This is a genomic window from Waltera sp. (assembly GCF_046969025.1).
GTDB classification, from domain to species: Bacteria; Bacillota; Clostridia; order Lachnospirales; family Lachnospiraceae; genus Acetatifactor; species Acetatifactor acetigignens.
Genome location: NZ_JBKVQF010000005.1, coordinates 25,075 through 41,780, shown reverse-complemented (window position 1 = coordinate 41,780; position 16,706 = coordinate 25,075). Strand labels below are relative to the sequence as shown.

At 45.3% G+C, this 16,706-nt stretch carries 11 protein-coding genes; all 11 read left to right on the top strand.

Annotated features, from left to right (window positions below; translation table 11 throughout):
• Positions 1-25: 25 nt before the first annotated feature.
• The 11 genes from ACLTOH_RS03675 (at position 26) to ACLTOH_RS03625 (ending at position 16,516) form a co-directional block, all read left to right on the top strand.
• Complete coding sequence (locus tag ACLTOH_RS03675) at positions 26-1,813, top strand: histidine kinase (protein ID WP_412223401.1); 1,788 nt, start codon at positions 26-28, stop codon at positions 1,811-1,813.
• A gap of 5 nt (positions 1,814-1,818) precedes the next feature.
• Positions 1,819-3,372: a response regulator gene (locus ACLTOH_RS03670; protein ID WP_118503111.1), complete on the top strand. Its 1,554-nt coding sequence runs from the start codon at positions 1,819-1,821 to the stop codon at positions 3,370-3,372.
• A 20-nt stretch (positions 3,373-3,392) separates the two neighbouring features.
• Positions 3,393-6,056 (top strand): hypothetical protein, encoded by a 2,664-nt coding sequence (locus tag ACLTOH_RS03665; protein ID WP_118503109.1) that lies wholly within the window; start codon positions 3,393-3,395, stop codon positions 6,054-6,056.
• 22 nt (positions 6,057-6,078) lie between these two features.
• The gene (locus ACLTOH_RS03660) at positions 6,079-7,425 is read left to right on the top strand and encodes a glycoside hydrolase family 1 protein (RefSeq protein WP_118503107.1); all 1,347 of its coding nucleotides are present in this window, start codon (positions 6,079-6,081) and stop codon (positions 7,423-7,425) included.
• A 377-nt stretch (positions 7,426-7,802) separates the two neighbouring features.
• Positions 7,803-7,991, top strand: coding sequence for a hypothetical protein (locus ACLTOH_RS03655; protein WP_243028851.1), 189 nt, complete (start codon positions 7,803-7,805; stop codon positions 7,989-7,991).
• Between the two features lie 69 nt (positions 7,992-8,060).
• Positions 8,061-8,336, top strand: coding sequence for a Fic family protein (locus tag ACLTOH_RS03650; RefSeq protein ID WP_243028849.1), 276 nt, complete (start codon positions 8,061-8,063; stop codon positions 8,334-8,336).
• A gap of 284 nt (positions 8,337-8,620) precedes the next feature.
• Positions 8,621-10,606, top strand: coding sequence for an excinuclease ABC subunit UvrB (gene uvrB, locus ACLTOH_RS03645; protein ID WP_118503105.1), 1,986 nt, complete (start codon positions 8,621-8,623; stop codon positions 10,604-10,606).
• Positions 10,607-10,688: 82 nt separating this feature from the next.
• Complete coding sequence (uvrA, locus tag ACLTOH_RS03640) at positions 10,689-13,553, top strand: excinuclease ABC subunit UvrA (protein ID WP_181968677.1); 2,865 nt, start codon at positions 10,689-10,691, stop codon at positions 13,551-13,553.
• A gap of 185 nt (positions 13,554-13,738) precedes the next feature.
• On the top strand, positions 13,739-14,728 hold the full coding sequence (locus ACLTOH_RS03635) for a rod shape-determining protein (RefSeq protein WP_022312050.1): 990 nt from the start codon (positions 13,739-13,741) through the stop codon (positions 14,726-14,728).
• A gap of 90 nt (positions 14,729-14,818) precedes the next feature.
• A complete protein-coding gene (locus ACLTOH_RS03630) occupies positions 14,819-15,595 on the top strand; it encodes a flagellar hook-basal body protein (RefSeq protein ID WP_022312051.1) in 777 nt (258 codons plus the stop codon).
• 102 nt (positions 15,596-15,697) lie between these two features.
• Positions 15,698-16,516, top strand: coding sequence for a flagellar hook-basal body protein (locus ACLTOH_RS03625; RefSeq protein ID WP_117465950.1), 819 nt, complete (start codon positions 15,698-15,700; stop codon positions 16,514-16,516).
• Positions 16,517-16,706: the final 190 nt, after the last annotated feature.

Sequence of the window (16,706 nt, the reverse complement as noted above, 5' to 3'; positions counted from 1 at the left end):
ATAATCTATGGGCGGTGTGATGACAATGAAGAAAATGTGGAACAACCTGAATATAGCGACAAAATTGATTCTTGTATTCTCGATGGTCAGTGTGATGCCATTGTTGGTTATGAGCTTTGTACTATATCATATTTCCGCTAATAGTCTGGAATCCACCATGGAGGAAACTGCATCTATTTTCAGTTCACAAATAGCCTCTGACATGAATGGGTTTATCAGCGATTATGATGCGCTTACAAAATCTCTGCTGGTGAATGAAGGTCTGATGGATCGTCTGGACACAGAGATTCCGATATCACAGAGAATAGAGAATAAACTGTTTTATCGTGAACTGGTAATGAGACTGATGACGATGGAAAGTGAAATTCAGTCTGTGACGATCATGAATGAGGAAGGCGGATATTTTCAGTATGATCGTACCGGAAGATCTTTGAGTTATGAAGAATTGTTGCGGCAGGACTGGTTTTTAAAGGAACAGGAGAATTCGGAAGTTCTGTTTCTGACACCGTTGCATGACTGCTCTTATTATGATAGAAACAGAGATCAGATATTGGTTACATTTGGACGTCGTGTATACGGTGTAAACGGAAAATATGCCGGGATGATACTGATAGACCTTGCTCCGTCCAGTATTATCAAATTGAGTGATATGTTTCTTCTGGAACGCAATCAATATAATATCAAAATTAATATTACAGATGCACAGGGGGGACTGATATATGATTCTGATTTGTCCAGTGGCAGAGTTCATTACAGCGGGATTGACAAAGAAAGCCTGCTGTTTTATGAAAAGAACCCTGACGATTATATCGTAATAGAAGATACGACGAAACAGTTGGGAATTAAGGTGAATACTGTGATCCCGAGGAGCAAGATGTATCTGCGTGTCAGCTTTATCCAGAAGGTGACATGGATACTGGTGGCGGTTCTGATTGCAATCATTATTTCCGCTTCCATTTTATTCAGCAAACAAATGGTATATTTAATCCGGAAGTTGCAGAGTAGTATGAAAAGATTGGAAAATGGAAACTATGAGTTGATTGAGGAAACAGTTGGAAATGATGAACTCGGAAGCCTGGTAAAAAGCTATAATCATATGGTCGGTAAGATGGAAGCACTGCTTGAGGAGATATATCAGGCAGGTGTACGCCAGAAAAATGCACAGTTTCTGGCACTTCGTACCCAGATTAATCCCCATTTTCTGTTTAATACCCTGGAATCCATTCGCATTAAGGCTATCCTGAACGGAGATGATGATGTGGCCGATATGGTTAAGATTCTGGCAAAAATGTTTCGTAATGTCCTGGACAGTGATAAAAAGAATTACACAGTAAACGATGAACTTGACAATATTCGGTCTTATATCTGCCTTCAGAATATCCGCTTTGACAATGTGATTACTTTGCATGAGGATGTGGATCAGAAGCTCTGTCAGGCACGTATCATGCCGATTCTGTTCCAGCCGGTCATTGAAAATTCATTCAAATACGGAAGCAGAGAGAGTGGTATACCGATCAAAATATCTATATCAGGAAGACTGGTTGATGAACATATTATGGTGTTTACCATTCAGGATGATGGTGCCGGTATGTCCGGTGAGAGACTGGAAGAAGTACGACACAGCCTGGAGGCATTGTCGGAAACATCACAGAGCGAGGAAACACAAAACTCTCATCGAATCGGTCTTCGCAATATAGCAGAGCGGATCAGATTGCGCTATGGAAATGAAGGAAAGCTGAGTATCTTATCAAGTGATGAGTACGGAACAGTGGTGGAAATTCGAATTCCTTATATGGAGCAGGAAAGAGGCTGATCAATATGGCATATAAGTTATTGATTGTTGAGGATGAAAAGGAAAAGGCAACCGGAATTGCCTATTTGACTGGAAAGTATAATCCGGAGTGCAGACCGGTTCTGCTGGCACATGACGGAAGAGAAGGATATGAGAAAGCCACCGCAGAGCAGCCGGATATTATTGTTACGGATATCAGAATGCCTGAAATGGACGGATTGGAAATGATCCGGGAACTGAAAAAGGCAGGATGCTCAGCTGAGTTTATTGTATTAAGCGGATATGCAGAATTCAGCTACGCAAAAAAGGCAATCGAACTGGGAGTCAGAGATTTTATCACAAAACCGGTTGATGAGAAAGAACTGAGTGAGACAATAACCAGGGTGTGCGGAGAAATTGCAACCAGGAGAAAGACACAGGATTCCTTGGGAAAATTGAATGATGATATGCGTAACTATGCATTGAGGGATTTCCTGACAGGTGGCACGGACAGCCGCTATAAGGTGGGAGAATTCCTGAAGGAAATGAGAGTTTTAGAAAATTACAGTCAGTATACCTGTCTGGTACTTGCTGCAGAAAATCAAGAGGAGAATATACTGCCTGTAGAAGGCTTGATTCTACAGGGGGAACAGTTCCTTTACAGTATCCGCATCGGGAATGCACAAACAGCGGTAATCATCGGAGCAAACAATTTTACGACGGAAGATAAGAAGACGCTTGTCGGAAAGTATATGATTCAAAACACGAAGGACGCAGGTCGGTTCAGTATAGGAATCGGAAGTACTTATAAAGAGTATGAAGATCTCCCTAAAGCATATGAGGAAGCTTGTGTAGCTATCAATTACCGTATTTTGAAAGGCTGCGGAACCGCTATTTTATTTGAAGAACTTTGCAATATGGAAAACCGGCCGGAACTGCTTACGGAAGAAGAGACAGAGCAATTAAAGGATAGAATTGATCGTTTTGACCAGAATGGCTTCCGGATTACCGTGAAAGGAATTTTTCACAGAATTCTTTCAGAGAATACATTGACACTTCCGGAATTGCAGAAACTGAGCTTGAATATTGTGCTTCTGGGATTACATAACATACCGACGGCACAGCTTCAGATGAATGAATACTTTGGAAAGAATTTATTTACTTTGAAGAGTATTGAAAAATTCAAGACAATGGAACAGTTGGAAAACTGGATCATGAATATGGTCAGCAGTGTCAATGAAGTTATGCTGAAAGATAATATGCCGAAAAAGAAGGACGTTATTGCAGAAGCAAAGGAGTACATCAGGCAAAACTATAATCAGAATATTTCATTGAATGACATATCCGGGAAATTTTATATTAATCCTTACTATTTCAGTCAATTGTTTAAGAAAAAAACCGGAATGACCTATCAGAAGTATCTGACAGATTATCGTGTGGATCGTGCCAAAAAGCTGTTGGCAGAGACGGAACTGCATATTTATGAGGTGTGTAAAGCGGTGGGATACAGTGATGTAAACCATTTTAATCAGACATTTGAACGGGTGGAAGGAATGAAACCCAGCGAGTACAGACAAAAATACAAACAGGAAGAGAACTGACAGCAGATGAGGAGGCGTTTATGAATTCCAAAATAAACAGCCTGTTGCATGGAGAGATGGAAAATTATATTTTTCCCTTTTTCTGGCAACACGGTGAATCGGAAGCAGTGCTGAGAAAATACATGCAGGTAATTTATGATGCAAATATTCGTGCGGTGTGTATAGAAAGCCGCCCACATCCGGATTTTGTGGGAGCCGGCTGGTGGCGGGATATGGACATTATTTTGGAGGAAGCAAGAAAACGGAAAATGAAGGTCTGGATACTGGATGACAGTCATTTCCCCACAGGATATTGTAACGGAAAAATTGAGGAAAAACCGGACACCTGCAAGAGATGGTTCCTGACCTACCGAGTGTTGGACAGGGTGGCTCCGGGAGAAAGAAAAGTCTGGAAGAGACCAAGCTACGATAGAGCAGAACCGTTTGTCCCATCCTGGATCGAGAATTATTTTCACATGGAATTTGAAACATTCCCGGGAGATCAGACACTGGGGATAATAGCGGTGCGGAAAAACGGATCAGTGGAGAAAGATCTGATATTGCTGGAGGAAAAAAACGGAGAGATAGCGTTTGCACCGACAGAAGGAGAATGGAAAGTATATGCACTTCATCTGACGAGAAATCGTGGGTCACATCGTAATTACATGAATATGTTGGATGAGGAGGCCTGTCATACACTGATCGAGGCTGTGTATGAGCCACACTATGCACATTATCAAGAGGATTTCGGAGATACCATTGCAGGATTTTTCTCGGATGAACCGGAGATCGGGAACGGTCATCTCTATCAGATGGATCAGAAGATATATCAGATGGAAGATCAACCTTGGAGCAGGGAACTTGCACAGGATCTTGAGAAAACGTTTGGAACGGAATATGCAAAATATCTGCCGCTTTTATGGGAAAGGGAATTTGATGAGAATCTGACGGCCAAGGTGCGTTTCAGTTACATGGATAAAGTTACCAGATGCGTGGAAAGGGATTTTTCCCGGCAGATAGGAGACTGGTGTCACAAACACGGTGTCGAATACATAGGCCACCTGATCGAAGACAATAACCAGCATGCTCGCTGCGGATCGAGTCTGGGACACTATTTCCGCGGACTGGCAGGACAGGATATGTCAGGAATAGATGATATTGGAGGACAGGTATTACCACAGGGAGAAGATATTGCTTATGTCTCTCATCTGGGGACACCGCGTGACGGTGTGTTTTATCATTTCACATTGGGGCGTCTTGCTTCCAGCGCGGCAGCAATAGATCGTCGTAAAAAAGATCGCTCCATGTGCGAAATTTTTGGAAATTATGGCTGGAAAGAAGGGGTGAGACTGGAGGCATATCTGGCGGATCATTTTATGGTTCGAGGTGTGAATCATTTTGTTCCGCATGCTTTTTCGGCCAAGGATTTCCCGGATCAGGACTGCCCACCGCATTTTTATGCACATGGACATAATCCGCAATACCGTCACTTTGGAGTGCTGATGAATTATATGAATCGTATCTGCAATCTGATAAACGGTGGACATCATGAGAGCGAAGCGGCGATTTTGTATCATGGCGAAGCCGAGTGGACGGGAATGACATGCATGTATATTCAGGAACCGGCGAGAATTCTGACGGAAGCACAGATTGGATTTGACTTCTTGCCGTCAGATATTTTTACAGACAGTTGTTATGAAACGGATCTGAGTGACGGATTACAGGTCCATACACAGAAATATAAGATTTTCATTATTCCACAGACCGATTATATAACAAAGGAAACGGCAGAAGCTGTTATCCGACTGGGAAAACAGGGATTCCCCTGTGTATTCCTAAATGCCTATCCCAAAGGAATATGCAGTTGGATCGACAGTAATAGTGAAGCGGAAAGGTTGTCACAAATACGCAAATACGCAGAAACATTGCCGGTAACGAAACTTTTGGAGTACATGAGAAAGCACAGGATGCCGGAAATACAGATGATTCCGGAGAATAAAGATATTCGCAGTTACAGGTATCATGGAGACCCGGAACTCTTGTACCTTGTGAATGAAGGAACGACGATATATGAAGGCACGGTGCTCTTGTCAGATAAAAGAGAGATATGCTATCGGTATAATGCATGGGAAAATGAACTGGAAGAGCTACAGCTAAAAGAAGGAAATTCGATAGAGTTTAATGTGCGGATAGAACCCGGAAAAAGTTGGATCATCATATTTGATACGGAAACCCCGGACTGTTTGAAAAAGCAATCGACGTATGCGGTAACAGGAGGCAGAAATTTGAATAAAGGATGGACACGCTCGGTGTGCGATAGCATTCATTATCCTGTATTTGAACAGCCTGTAGCGGTAGAATTACCAGATCATGCAGAGAAGGAAATGCCGGATTTCGGCGGTGTGATTCGTTATGAACAGGAAGTGGAACTGAGACCGGAAGAAATACAACATGCAGTTTTAGAAATCAGTGACGCAGGGGAAGCCGTACAAGTATTTGTAAACGGAGCAGATTGTGGAATCCAGATTATTCCACCGTATCGGTATGAGATTGATAAGTTACTTATAACAGGAAAAAACCGGATTGTAATCGAAGTTGCTACTACATTGGAGCGGAGAATACCACCAAAGAGAAAACAGGAGAACTGGAAACCGGAGAATCAGATCGGTTTATGCGGAGAAGTACATTTATATCACAAAAAATAACAAGAGCAGGAGGAACAGGAAAATGAAATTATTTCCGGAGAATTTTTTATGGGGAGCAGCCAGTGCTTCCTTCCAGATAGAGGGAGCCAGAAATGAGGATGGTAAGACCGACAGTATCTGGGACGCTACTGCAGATGGACACATCAAGCGGAACCTAAATGGGGATAAGGCTTGTGATCATTATCATCGTTACAGAGAGGATATCGCTCTGATGAAAGAGCTGGGATTGAAGAGTTACCGGTTTTCCGTCAGTTGGCCGAGAGTTATGCCTCAAAGAGGTATTATCAACGAAAAAGGACTTCAGTTTTATCGAGATCTGACAGGCGAACTGCGTCGTGCCGGGATTGAGCCGCTGTGTACTTTGTATCATTGGGATCTTCCTATGTGGGCTTACAACGAAGGAGGATGGGAGAATCCACAGATTATTGATGAATTTAAAGAATATGTTCAGACTGTGGTAGACGCTTTATCTGATAAAGTGCGTTATTGGATAACGTTCAACGAGCCGGCATGCTTTATCGGGTTCGGTTATTTTGAAGGTCGACAAGCTCCCTTTAAGACAAATACGATGACAAAAGAGCAACGATTCAGTGATCTGGCTTACATCAGCAGGAATGTATTATTATGTCACGGATATGCGGTGAAAATTATTAGAGAACGTTCGAAACTTGCAGATCCGCAGATTGGATTCGCCTTGAATGGACGCAATTTTGTGGCGTATGATGAAACGACTGATGGAATCGAAAAAGCAAGAAGTGAAATGTTTGATATTGAAAAGGGATTTTCCATGGCGGTAAACTGGTGGGCAGATCCAATGATTTTGGGAAAAGCACCACAGTATCTGGAAAAGGTTTTGACACAAGAGGATTTGAAAGTAATCTGCCAGCCGTTGAACTTTTTTGGGTATAATATTTATTTTGCTAACAATTATAATGCAGATGCAAAATCTCCCGATCTCGGCTGGCCCGGAATGCCACGTACACAGTTAGGATGGGCGATTACCCCCGAGGTACTTTACTGGTCTCCGAAATTCCTGTATGAACGATATCATCTTCCAATTCTGATTACGGAGAATGGTATGTCCAATCTTGATTTTGTAATGAGTGACGGTAAGGTACATGACCCTCAGAGGGTTGATTATATGTATTGCTATCTGAGTAAATTGTATCGTGCAATGAATGATGGGATTCCTGTGATAGGATATACAGCATGGGCATTTACAGATAATTTTGAGTGGGCGGAAGGATGCGACCCGAGATTTGGATTAGTTTATGTGGACTATAGATCACAGCAGCGAATTCCGAAAGATTCCTTTTATTGGTATCAGCAGGTGATTCGGGATAATGGTGTTGGCGATATCATGCAGTAAAGAGGCGTATGATAAAAAAGTACAGAACAAACATTCGATTTTGTTCTGTACTTTTTTATTTTTGAATGATATACTAGACGGGTAATCATACTAAGAAAATGATGGAGTTTTTCGAGGCGCTGGTAGAGCAACTTTATGATGAAATAATAGTGAAGAATTTAAGAATTTTTGATATAATAAGAAGAGCAGAAAAGGAGGACTGATACAATGACTAATGCAGAAGCTTGGGATTATGCAATCGGAATGATCAGGGTAGATGGACTTGAACCTACAGAGGATTTAAAAAAAATATATCGAAAAAGAAAAAACAGGTGAGGCAACGATGGAAGATGTTAAAAAATTTCTTGATAAGAAATATAAGATGAAGGAGCCTGCGAATGCGTGATCCGTATTTGTATGAAAATACAGAGGTATTAAAAAACAAACTGGATATCAGAACGCAGGATGGGCTGAATGATGCGGAAGCAGATTACGTGGTGTATCGTTTAAAAGAGTTAGCAATGAATCCATTGCCGGGAGAATATAATACCGAACATCTTTTAAGGATGCACCATTATATTTTTTAGGATTTATATGAATGGGCAGGAGAACCACGTATCATTGCTATCTATAAGGAGGAAGATGTCCTCGGAGGTATGTCAGTAGAGTACTCTGATCCGTTTGATATCGTGAAGGATATTCACAATATCCTTTCAGATATGCGAGGAAAGCCTTGGAAAGATATGGATAGAAAGCGTGCAACAGTCGAATTTTGCGATTCTCTGGCAAGACTATGGAAAGTACATCCTTTTCGGGAAGGAAACACCAGAACAACGATAACATTTTGCTGCCAATATGCTGATGCGATTGGCTTAAAGATAAACAGAGAGTTATTTGAAAAAACAGCAGATATGTTCGAATGGCCTTGGTAGCATATAATGCATATTTTGCGGATGGCAGTAATTTCTCAAAGAGAGAATATCTGGAAAAAATAGTATATGATGCAATGGCTGAGCGTACAGTGTTATGAAAATGTTGAAATATTGCGTGTTATCATCAGGGTATAAGAAGTACAGAACAAACATTCGATTTTGCTCTGTACTTTTTTATTTTTGAATGATATACTAGACAGGTAATCATACTAAGAAGATGATAGAGACTTCCTATTTTTACAGATAGAGTTTTACAGATAGAAGCGAAAATCAGGAGAAGGAATATGGATCATTTCAAATTACATTCCGAATATCAGCCTACCGGAGACCAGCCGCAGGCCATTGCGGAGCTGGTGGAAGGCTTTAAACAGGGCAATCAGTTCGAGACGCTGCTCGGTGTCACCGGTTCGGGTAAGACGTTTACGATGGCGAATGTCATTCAGGCACTGAACAAGCCGACGCTGATCATTGCACATAACAAGACGCTGGCAGGTCAGCTCTACGGGGAGATGAAGGAGTTTTTTCCGGAGAATGCGGTGGAATATTTTGTCTCCTATTATGATTATTACCAGCCGGAGGCGTATGTGCCTTCTTCGGATACTTATATTGCAAAAGATTCTTCCATCAATGATGAAATTGATAAACTGCGCCTGTCCGCTACGGCATCCCTGGCGGAGCGCAGAGATGTGGTAGTGGTGGCCAGCGTGTCATGTATCTACGGCTTGGGAAGCCCTGACGAATATCAGGACTTGATCGTATCCCTGCGCCCCGGTATGGTGAAGGACCGGGATGAGGTGCTGCGGGAACTGATTGATATTCAGTATAACCGTAACGATATGGATATCCAGCGTGCGACCTTCCGTGTCCGCGGAGATGTGGTGGAAGTATATCCGGCGCAGGGCGGCGATTATCTGATCCGGATAGAATTCTTCGGGGATGAGATCGACCGGATTGCGGAGGTGGAGCCGCTTACGGGGAAAATTCATGCAGAACTGAACCATGTGGCAATTTTTCCGGCATCCCACTATGTAGTGTCGCAGGAGAAAATCAAGGCTGCCTGTGGCAATATCGAAGAAGAGATGAAGGAACGGGTACAGTTTTTCAAGGGCGAAGACAAGCTGATCGAGGCCCAGCGGATTGCGGAACGGACGAATTTCGATATTGAGATGCTCCGGGAGACCGGTTTCTGTTCCGGTATCGAGAACTATTCCAGACATCTGAACGGACTTCCTGCGGGAGCACCGCCCATGACGCTGTTGGACTTTTTCCCGGATGATTTCCTGATTATCGTGGACGAGTCCCATATGACGATCCCACAGATCCGCGGTATGTATGCCGGGGACCGCTCGCGAAAGCAGACACTGGTGGACTACGGTTTCCGTCTGCCCTCGGCACTGGATAATAGACCGTTGAACTTTGAGGAATTCGAGGCGCATATCGACCAGATGATGTTCGTATCCGCCACTCCTTCCGATTATGAGAAGGATCATGAACTGCTGCGGACAGAGCAGATCATTCGTCCCACAGGTCTGCTGGATCCGGAAGTACAGGTGCGCCCGGTAGAGGGACAGATCGATGACCTGATCGGAGAGGTCAACAAGGAGATCGCACAGCATCATAAGGTACTGATCACCACACTGACCAAGCGGATGGCAGAGGATCTTACGGATTATATGAAGGAAGTCGGTATTCGGGTGAAATATCTGCATTCTGACATTGATACGCTGGAGCGCGCCCAGATCATCCGGGATATGCGTCTGGATGTGTTCGATGTACTGGTAGGTATCAACCTGTTGCGAGAGGGTCTGGATATTCCGGAGATCACTCTGGTGGCCATTCTGGATGCGGATAAGGAAGGATTCCTTAGAAGTGCGACTTCCCTGATCCAGACCATCGGCCGTGCGGCCCGTAATGCGGAAGGCCATGTCATCATGTATGCGGACACCATCACGGACTCAATGCGGGAAGCACTGGATGAGACCAACAGACGTCGTGAGATCCAGATGAAATATAATGAAGAACATGGTATCACCCCCCAGACGATCAAAAAGGCGGTGCGTGATCTTATCAGCATCTCCAAGGTAATCGCCAAGGAAGAGGTACGCTTTGAGAAGGATCCCGAATCCATGACGAAGAAGGAACTGGAGAAGCTGATCGGCGAGATCCAGAAGAAGATGCAGAAAGCAGCGGCAGACCTGAATTTCGAAGCGGCAGCAGAACTTAGAGATAAAATGCTTGAATTAAAGAAACAATTAAATGATATGGAATAAAAGTAAAGCATCAAAGATGCGATTTTGCGAATGGGGCTCTGAATAATTGGAGAACGATATTTTATTTAAGAAAGGCAAGACAATGGAAGAAGCAAAGAAGATGCGTCCCCGGGAGTACATTAAGATCCGGGGTGCCAATGAACATAACCTGAAAAACATTAATGTGGACATTCCCAGAAACGAGCTGGTGGTATTGACCGGTATGTCCGGTTCCGGTAAGTCCTCTCTGGCATTCGACACGATCTATGCAGAGGGACAGAGACGCTACATGGAATCCCTGTCCTCATATGCGAGACAGTTCCTGGGCCAGATGGAGAAGCCTAATGTGGAAAGCATCGAAGGACTGTCCCCCGCTATCTCCATTGACCAGAAATCCACCAACCGTAACCCTCGTTCTACCGTAGGTACGGTAACAGAGATTTATGACTATTTCCGTCTGCTGTATGCGAGAATCGGTATTCCCCACTGCCCGAAGTGTGGCAGAGAGATTGCCAAGCAGACTGTAGATCAGATGGTGGATCAGATCATGAACATGGGAGAAGGCACGAAGATCCAGTTGCTGGCCCCCGTGGTCAGAGGCCGCAAGGGCGAGCATGCCAAAGTGCTGGAGCGTGCCAAGAGAAGCGGTTATGTCCGGGTACGGATCGACGGCAGCATGTATGAACTGACGGAAGAGATCAAACTGGATAAAAATATCAAGCACAATATCGACATCGTGGTAGATCGTCTGGTGGTAAAGGATGGTATTCAGCGCCGTCTGACAGACTCTATTGAAAATGTACTGGAACTGGCAGAGGGGCTGCTGGTGGTGGATGTGATCGGCGGCGAACCGGTGACTTTCAGCCAGAGCTTTTCCTGTCCGGACTGTGGTATCAGTGTCAGCGAAGTGGAACCCAGAAGCTTTTCCTTCAACAATCCTTTCGGTGCCTGCCCGGTATGCTTCGGCCTGGGATATAAGATGGAATTCGACGAGGATCTGATGATCCCGGACAAGAGACTCAGCATCAATGAGGGAGCCATCACGGTCATGGGCTGGCAGTCCTGTGCGGACAAGTCCAGCTTTACCAATGCTATTCTGCGGGCACTGGCGAAGGAATATAATTTTGATCTGGATACTCCCTTCCAGGATTATCCCCAGAAGATTCATGACATTCTGCTCCACGGCACCAACGGTAAAGAGGTCCTGGTGCATTATACCGGCCAGCGCGGCAGTGGTGTGTATCCAGTAGCCTTTGAAGGCCTGATCAAAAATGTGGAGCGCCGCTATCGTGAGACCGCTTCCGAGAGCAGCAAACAGGAATATGAGACCTTCATGCGCATCACTCCCTGTAAAGAATGTAAGGGCATGCGACTGAAGAAGGAATCTCTGGCGGTTACCGTATGCGACAAGAATATTTATGAGATCACATCCATGTCCATCCGTGATCTGCAGAAATTCCTGGATACCATGACGCTGACGAAACAGCAGCAGTTCATCGGTGAGCGTGTGCTGAAGGAGATCCGCGCAAGAGTAGGATTTCTGGTGGATGTGGGACTGGAATATTTGTCTCTGGCCAGAGCTACGGCTACCCTGTCCGGCGGTGAAGCACAGCGTATCCGTCTGGCTACCCAGATCGGTTCCGGACTGGTGGGTGTATGCTATATTCTGGACGAGCCCAGCATCGGCCTGCACCAGAGAGACAATGACAAACTGCTGAATACTCTGAAGAACCTGCGGGATCTGGGGAACACTCTGGTAGTGGTAGAGCATGATGAAGACACTATGCTGGCAGCGGATTATATCGTGGACATTGGTCCGGGAGCCGGTTCCCACGGCGGAGAGGTCATTGCCTGCGGCACAGCGGAAGAGATCATGCAGATTCCGGAATCCATTACGGGACAGTACCTCAGCGGCAAAAAGCGGATTCCCGTACCGGAGACCAGAAGAACTCCCACCGGCTGGATCAAAGTACTGGGAGCTCAGGAAAACAACCTGAAAAACGTAGATGTAGAAATTCCTCTGGGTGTGATGACCTGTGTCACCGGTGTCTCCGGTTCCGGAAAAAGTTCACTGGTGAATGAGATCCTCTACAAGCATCTGGCGAGAGAATTGAACCGTGCCCGCTGCATTCCCGGCAGACACAAGGGTATCGAAGGTGTGGAACAGCTGGACAAAGTCATCAACATTGACCAGTCTCCCATCGGACGGACTCCCAGATCCAACCCCGCTACTTATACCGGAGTATTTGATCTGATCCGCGATCTGTTTGCTTCTACGGCGGACGCAAAGGCCAAGGGTTACAGCAAGGGACGATTCAGCTTCAATGTCAAGGGCGGAAGATGTGAAGCCTGCGGTGGCGATGGTATCATCAAGATCGAGATGCATTTCCTGCCGGATGTCTATGTGCCCTGTGAGGTCTGCGGCGGTAAGAGATACAACCGTGAGACACTGGATGTAAAATACAAAGGCAAGAGTATTTTTGATGTGTTGGATATGACGGTGGAAGAAGCATTGCCTTTCTTCGAAAATGTACCGTTTATCCGCAGAAAGATCGAGACCCTGTATGATGTGGGACTTTCCTATGTAAAGCTGGGACAGCCTTCCACTACCCTGTCCGGTGGTGAGGCACAGCGTATCAAGCTGGCCACGGAGCTTTCCAGAAGAAGTACCGGCAGGACCATCTATATCCTGGATGAGCCTACCACAGGACTGCATTTTGAGGATGTCCATAAGCTGGTGGAGATCCTGCACAGACTGGCGGACGGCGGCAACACGGTGGTTGTCATCGAGCATAATCTGGATGTGATCAAGACCGCGGATTATATCATCGATATGGGACCGGAAGGCGGAGACCGCGGTGGTACAGTGATCGCCAAGGGAACCCCGGAAGAAATCGTCAAGGTGAAAAAATCCTACACCGGTTACTATGTGAAAAAGATGCTGGAGAAGGACAAGAAACTACGATAACTATTCAGACCCCCATTCGCAAAACGCTCTTTCATGGCTCCCTGATTCTGAATAGTTATCAAATTTTAAGAATTACCCTCTATGAAAATGGAAAAAATTCAGTTATAATATGATGTATATGACTAAAATAGCGTGTAGAGTCAAGACTTATAGATAGATACCATCGGAAAGGGGTAATAAAAAAGATGCAGTGCACAGATATCGGAATTGATTTAGGTACCGCCAGCATTCTGGTATACATCAGAGGAAAGGGCGTTGTATTAAAGGAGCCCTCTGTTGTAGCTTTTGATAGAGATACAAATAAGATTAAAGCCATCGGTGAGGATGCAAGACTGATGCTGGGAAGAACTCCCGGCAACATCGTAGCCGTAAGACCGTTACGTCAGGGTGTTATCTCTGATTATACCGTAACCGAGAAAATGATGAAATACTTTATCCAGAAAGCGCTGGGGAAGAGAACTTTCCGTAAGCCCCGTATCGCTGTCTGTGTTCCCAGCGGCGTTACAGAGGTAGAGAAGAAGGCAGTAGAAGATGCTACCTACCAGGCAGGTGCCAGAGAGGTTTCCATTATTGAGGAACCCATCGCAGCTGCTATCGGTGCGGGTATTGATATTTCCAAGCCTTGCGGTAATATGATCGTAGATATCGGCGGCGGTACTTCCGATATCGCAGTCATATCTCTGGGAGGTACTGTAGTCAGTGCTTCCATCAAGATCGCAGGCGATGATTTTGATGAAGCCATTGTTCGTTATATGCGTAAAAAACATAATCTGCTCATCGGTGAGAGAACCGCAGAGGATCTGAAGATCAAGATCGGTTCCTGCTACAAGAGAGCGGAAGTGGATTATATGGATGTCAGAGGACGTAACCTCGTGACCGGTCTGCCCAAGACTGTTAAGGTGTCTTCCGAGGAGACCGAGGAGGCATTGCGCGAGACTACCGCACAGATCGTGGAGACCATTCACAGCGTACTGGAGAAGACTCCCCCTGAGCTGGCAGCCGATATTGCAGACAGAGGAATCGTACTGACCGGAGGTGGAAGCCTGCTGCGCGGTCTGGAAGATCTGATCTCTGCCAAGACAGGTATCAACACCATGACAGCAGAGGATCCCATGACAGCAGTGGCCATTGGAACCGGTAAATACGTAGAGTTCCTGGCAGGCTACAGAGAGTAACACAGACAGCTCCGGGGAACCGGAAAAGATAGACGAAGGCAGGATGCCGTACATTTGTCGAAGGATCGCAGCCACAAATGGAGGATATGAATGGTTAAAGGCTTGTATACCGCTTACACCGGTATGGTAAACGAACAGAACAGAATGGATATCATGACCAACAATCTGGCCAATGCATCTACCGTTGGATATAAAAAGGAAGGATCCACCAGCCAGTCCTTTAATGATGTGCTGACGGTCAAGATCAAGGACCAGTCGGTAGGCATGAGAAATGTCCAGAAGATCGGTATCAAAAATCCCGGAGTGAAGATCGGAGAGAATTATACCGATTATACGCAGGGATCTTTCCGCATTACGGATAATACCTATGATCTGGCATTAGCCGGAGATGGCTTTTTTGCCATTGAATTTACCAATAAGGCAGGAGAGACCGACACCAAATACACCCGTGCAGGACAGTTTACACTGAATAAGGATGGATATCTGGTAACGGAAGAGGGTGACTATGTTCTGGATACCCAGAACAGGAGGATCCGCCTGAATACACTGTTAGATTCCAAAATTACGGATGACGGTACGATTTATCAGAACGATCAGGCAGTTGCCAGAATTCAGGTGACGGACTTTGAAGATTATGATTACTTGGAAAAATATGGAGAGACCTATTATCAGCCCATTGAAGGGGCCAAAACGACTACGGCAGATGCACAGGTGAAGTCAGGCTATCTGGAGATGGCAAATGTACAGATTGTATCCGAGATGGTAAATCTGATCTCCATTACCAGAGCATATGAATCCAACCAGAAGGTGGTCCAGACCATTGATGGCACTCTGGATGTAGCAGCGAACCAGATTGGTAAACTGTAGTAATGAATTCGGCTGGGACAGCCGATAACTGATTATAGAATATTTTCAGGATAAAAATCAGGTCATGGATGACATAAGGGACATTGTGAGAGGAGACTACATATGGTCAGAAGCTTATGGACAGCAGCGACCGGCATGATCGCACAGCAGACAAATGTGGATACGATTGCCAACAATCTGGCAAACGTAAACACCACAGGTTACAAAACACAGGTGAATGAATTCAAGAGCCTGTTATACCAGAACATCCAGACGAAGACAACTTCCGCAAACGGAGATACCAAGCCCGGCAGTGCGCAGGTAGGTCTCGGTGTAAGAAATGCTTCCATCAGTTCCGTATTTAAGGAAGGAAGTCTGACAGCATCCGACAGCGACACCGCATTTGCAATTGATGGCAAGGGTTTCTTTGCAGTAAGAGGAGCGGACGGCAATACCTACTACACCAGAAACGGTAATCTGAAGTTTACACTTGCAGCCAACGGCGGCAATATGCTGGCTACTTCTGATGGACTTCCGGTACTGGATACACAGGGTAAAGCAATTGTTCTGGGCAGCAATTATGTGATGAGCAATATTACAGTCAGCAAGGACGGAAGTCTGTGTTATCCCGATGCAAAGAACAAACCTCAGCCTATCGGCATCACAATAGGTGTTTTCCAGTTCAATAATCCGAACGGACTGGAAAGACTGGCAGACAGCCTGTATCAGCAGACCGCAGCCAGCGGACAGGCTATCAACGAAGCAAGAAATAATAATGTAGAAAAGAGCAGTATTATCCAGGGATATCTGGAAAGCTCCAATGTACAGGTCGTAGACGAGATGGTCAACATGATCGTTGCACAGCGTGCCTACGAACTCAACTCCAAAGCCATCACAGCATCCGATGAGATGCTACAGCAGGCCAACAACCTGCGTAGGTAATGAGAAATGTCAAACCGTAAGATGACGATTCGCCTGCTTGCAGGCGGAAACGTCAGATTGCGGTTTGATAGGGCGAATGCCCGACATCGAAGGAAACGCGAAGCGTTTACGAGATGCATTGCTCATTACCGTAGGGACGATTCGCCTGCTTGCAGGCGGAAACGTCAGATTGCGGTTTGATAGGGCGAAT

Excerpts from the sequence above, each read along its gene's own strand:
- ACLTOH_RS03655 (WP_243028851.1), top strand. The coding sequence starts at position 7,803 with ATGCGTGATCCGTATTTGTATGAAAATACAGAGGTATTAAAAAACAAA.
- uvrB (WP_118503105.1), top strand. The coding sequence starts at position 8,621 with ATGGATCATTTCAAATTACATTCCGAATATCAGCCTACCGGAGACCAG.
- uvrA (WP_181968677.1), top strand. The coding sequence starts at position 10,689 with ATGGAAGAAGCAAAGAAGATGCGTCCCCGGGAGTACATTAAGATCCGG.
- ACLTOH_RS03670 (WP_118503111.1), top strand. The coding sequence starts at position 1,819 with ATGGCATATAAGTTATTGATTGTTGAGGATGAAAAGGAAAAGGCAACC.
- ACLTOH_RS03675 (WP_412223401.1), top strand. The coding sequence starts at position 26 with ATGAAGAAAATGTGGAACAACCTGAATATAGCGACAAAATTGATTCTT.
- ACLTOH_RS03665 (WP_118503109.1), top strand. The coding sequence starts at position 3,393 with ATGAATTCCAAAATAAACAGCCTGTTGCATGGAGAGATGGAAAATTAT.
- ACLTOH_RS03630 (WP_022312051.1), top strand. The coding sequence starts at position 14,819 with ATGGTTAAAGGCTTGTATACCGCTTACACCGGTATGGTAAACGAACAG.
- ACLTOH_RS03650 (WP_243028849.1), top strand. The coding sequence starts at position 8,061 with ATGTCAGTAGAGTACTCTGATCCGTTTGATATCGTGAAGGATATTCAC.
- ACLTOH_RS03635 (WP_022312050.1), top strand. The coding sequence starts at position 13,739 with ATGCAGTGCACAGATATCGGAATTGATTTAGGTACCGCCAGCATTCTG.
- ACLTOH_RS03625 (WP_117465950.1), top strand. The coding sequence starts at position 15,698 with ATGGTCAGAAGCTTATGGACAGCAGCGACCGGCATGATCGCACAGCAG.
- ACLTOH_RS03660 (WP_118503107.1), top strand. The coding sequence starts at position 6,079 with ATGAAATTATTTCCGGAGAATTTTTTATGGGGAGCAGCCAGTGCTTCC.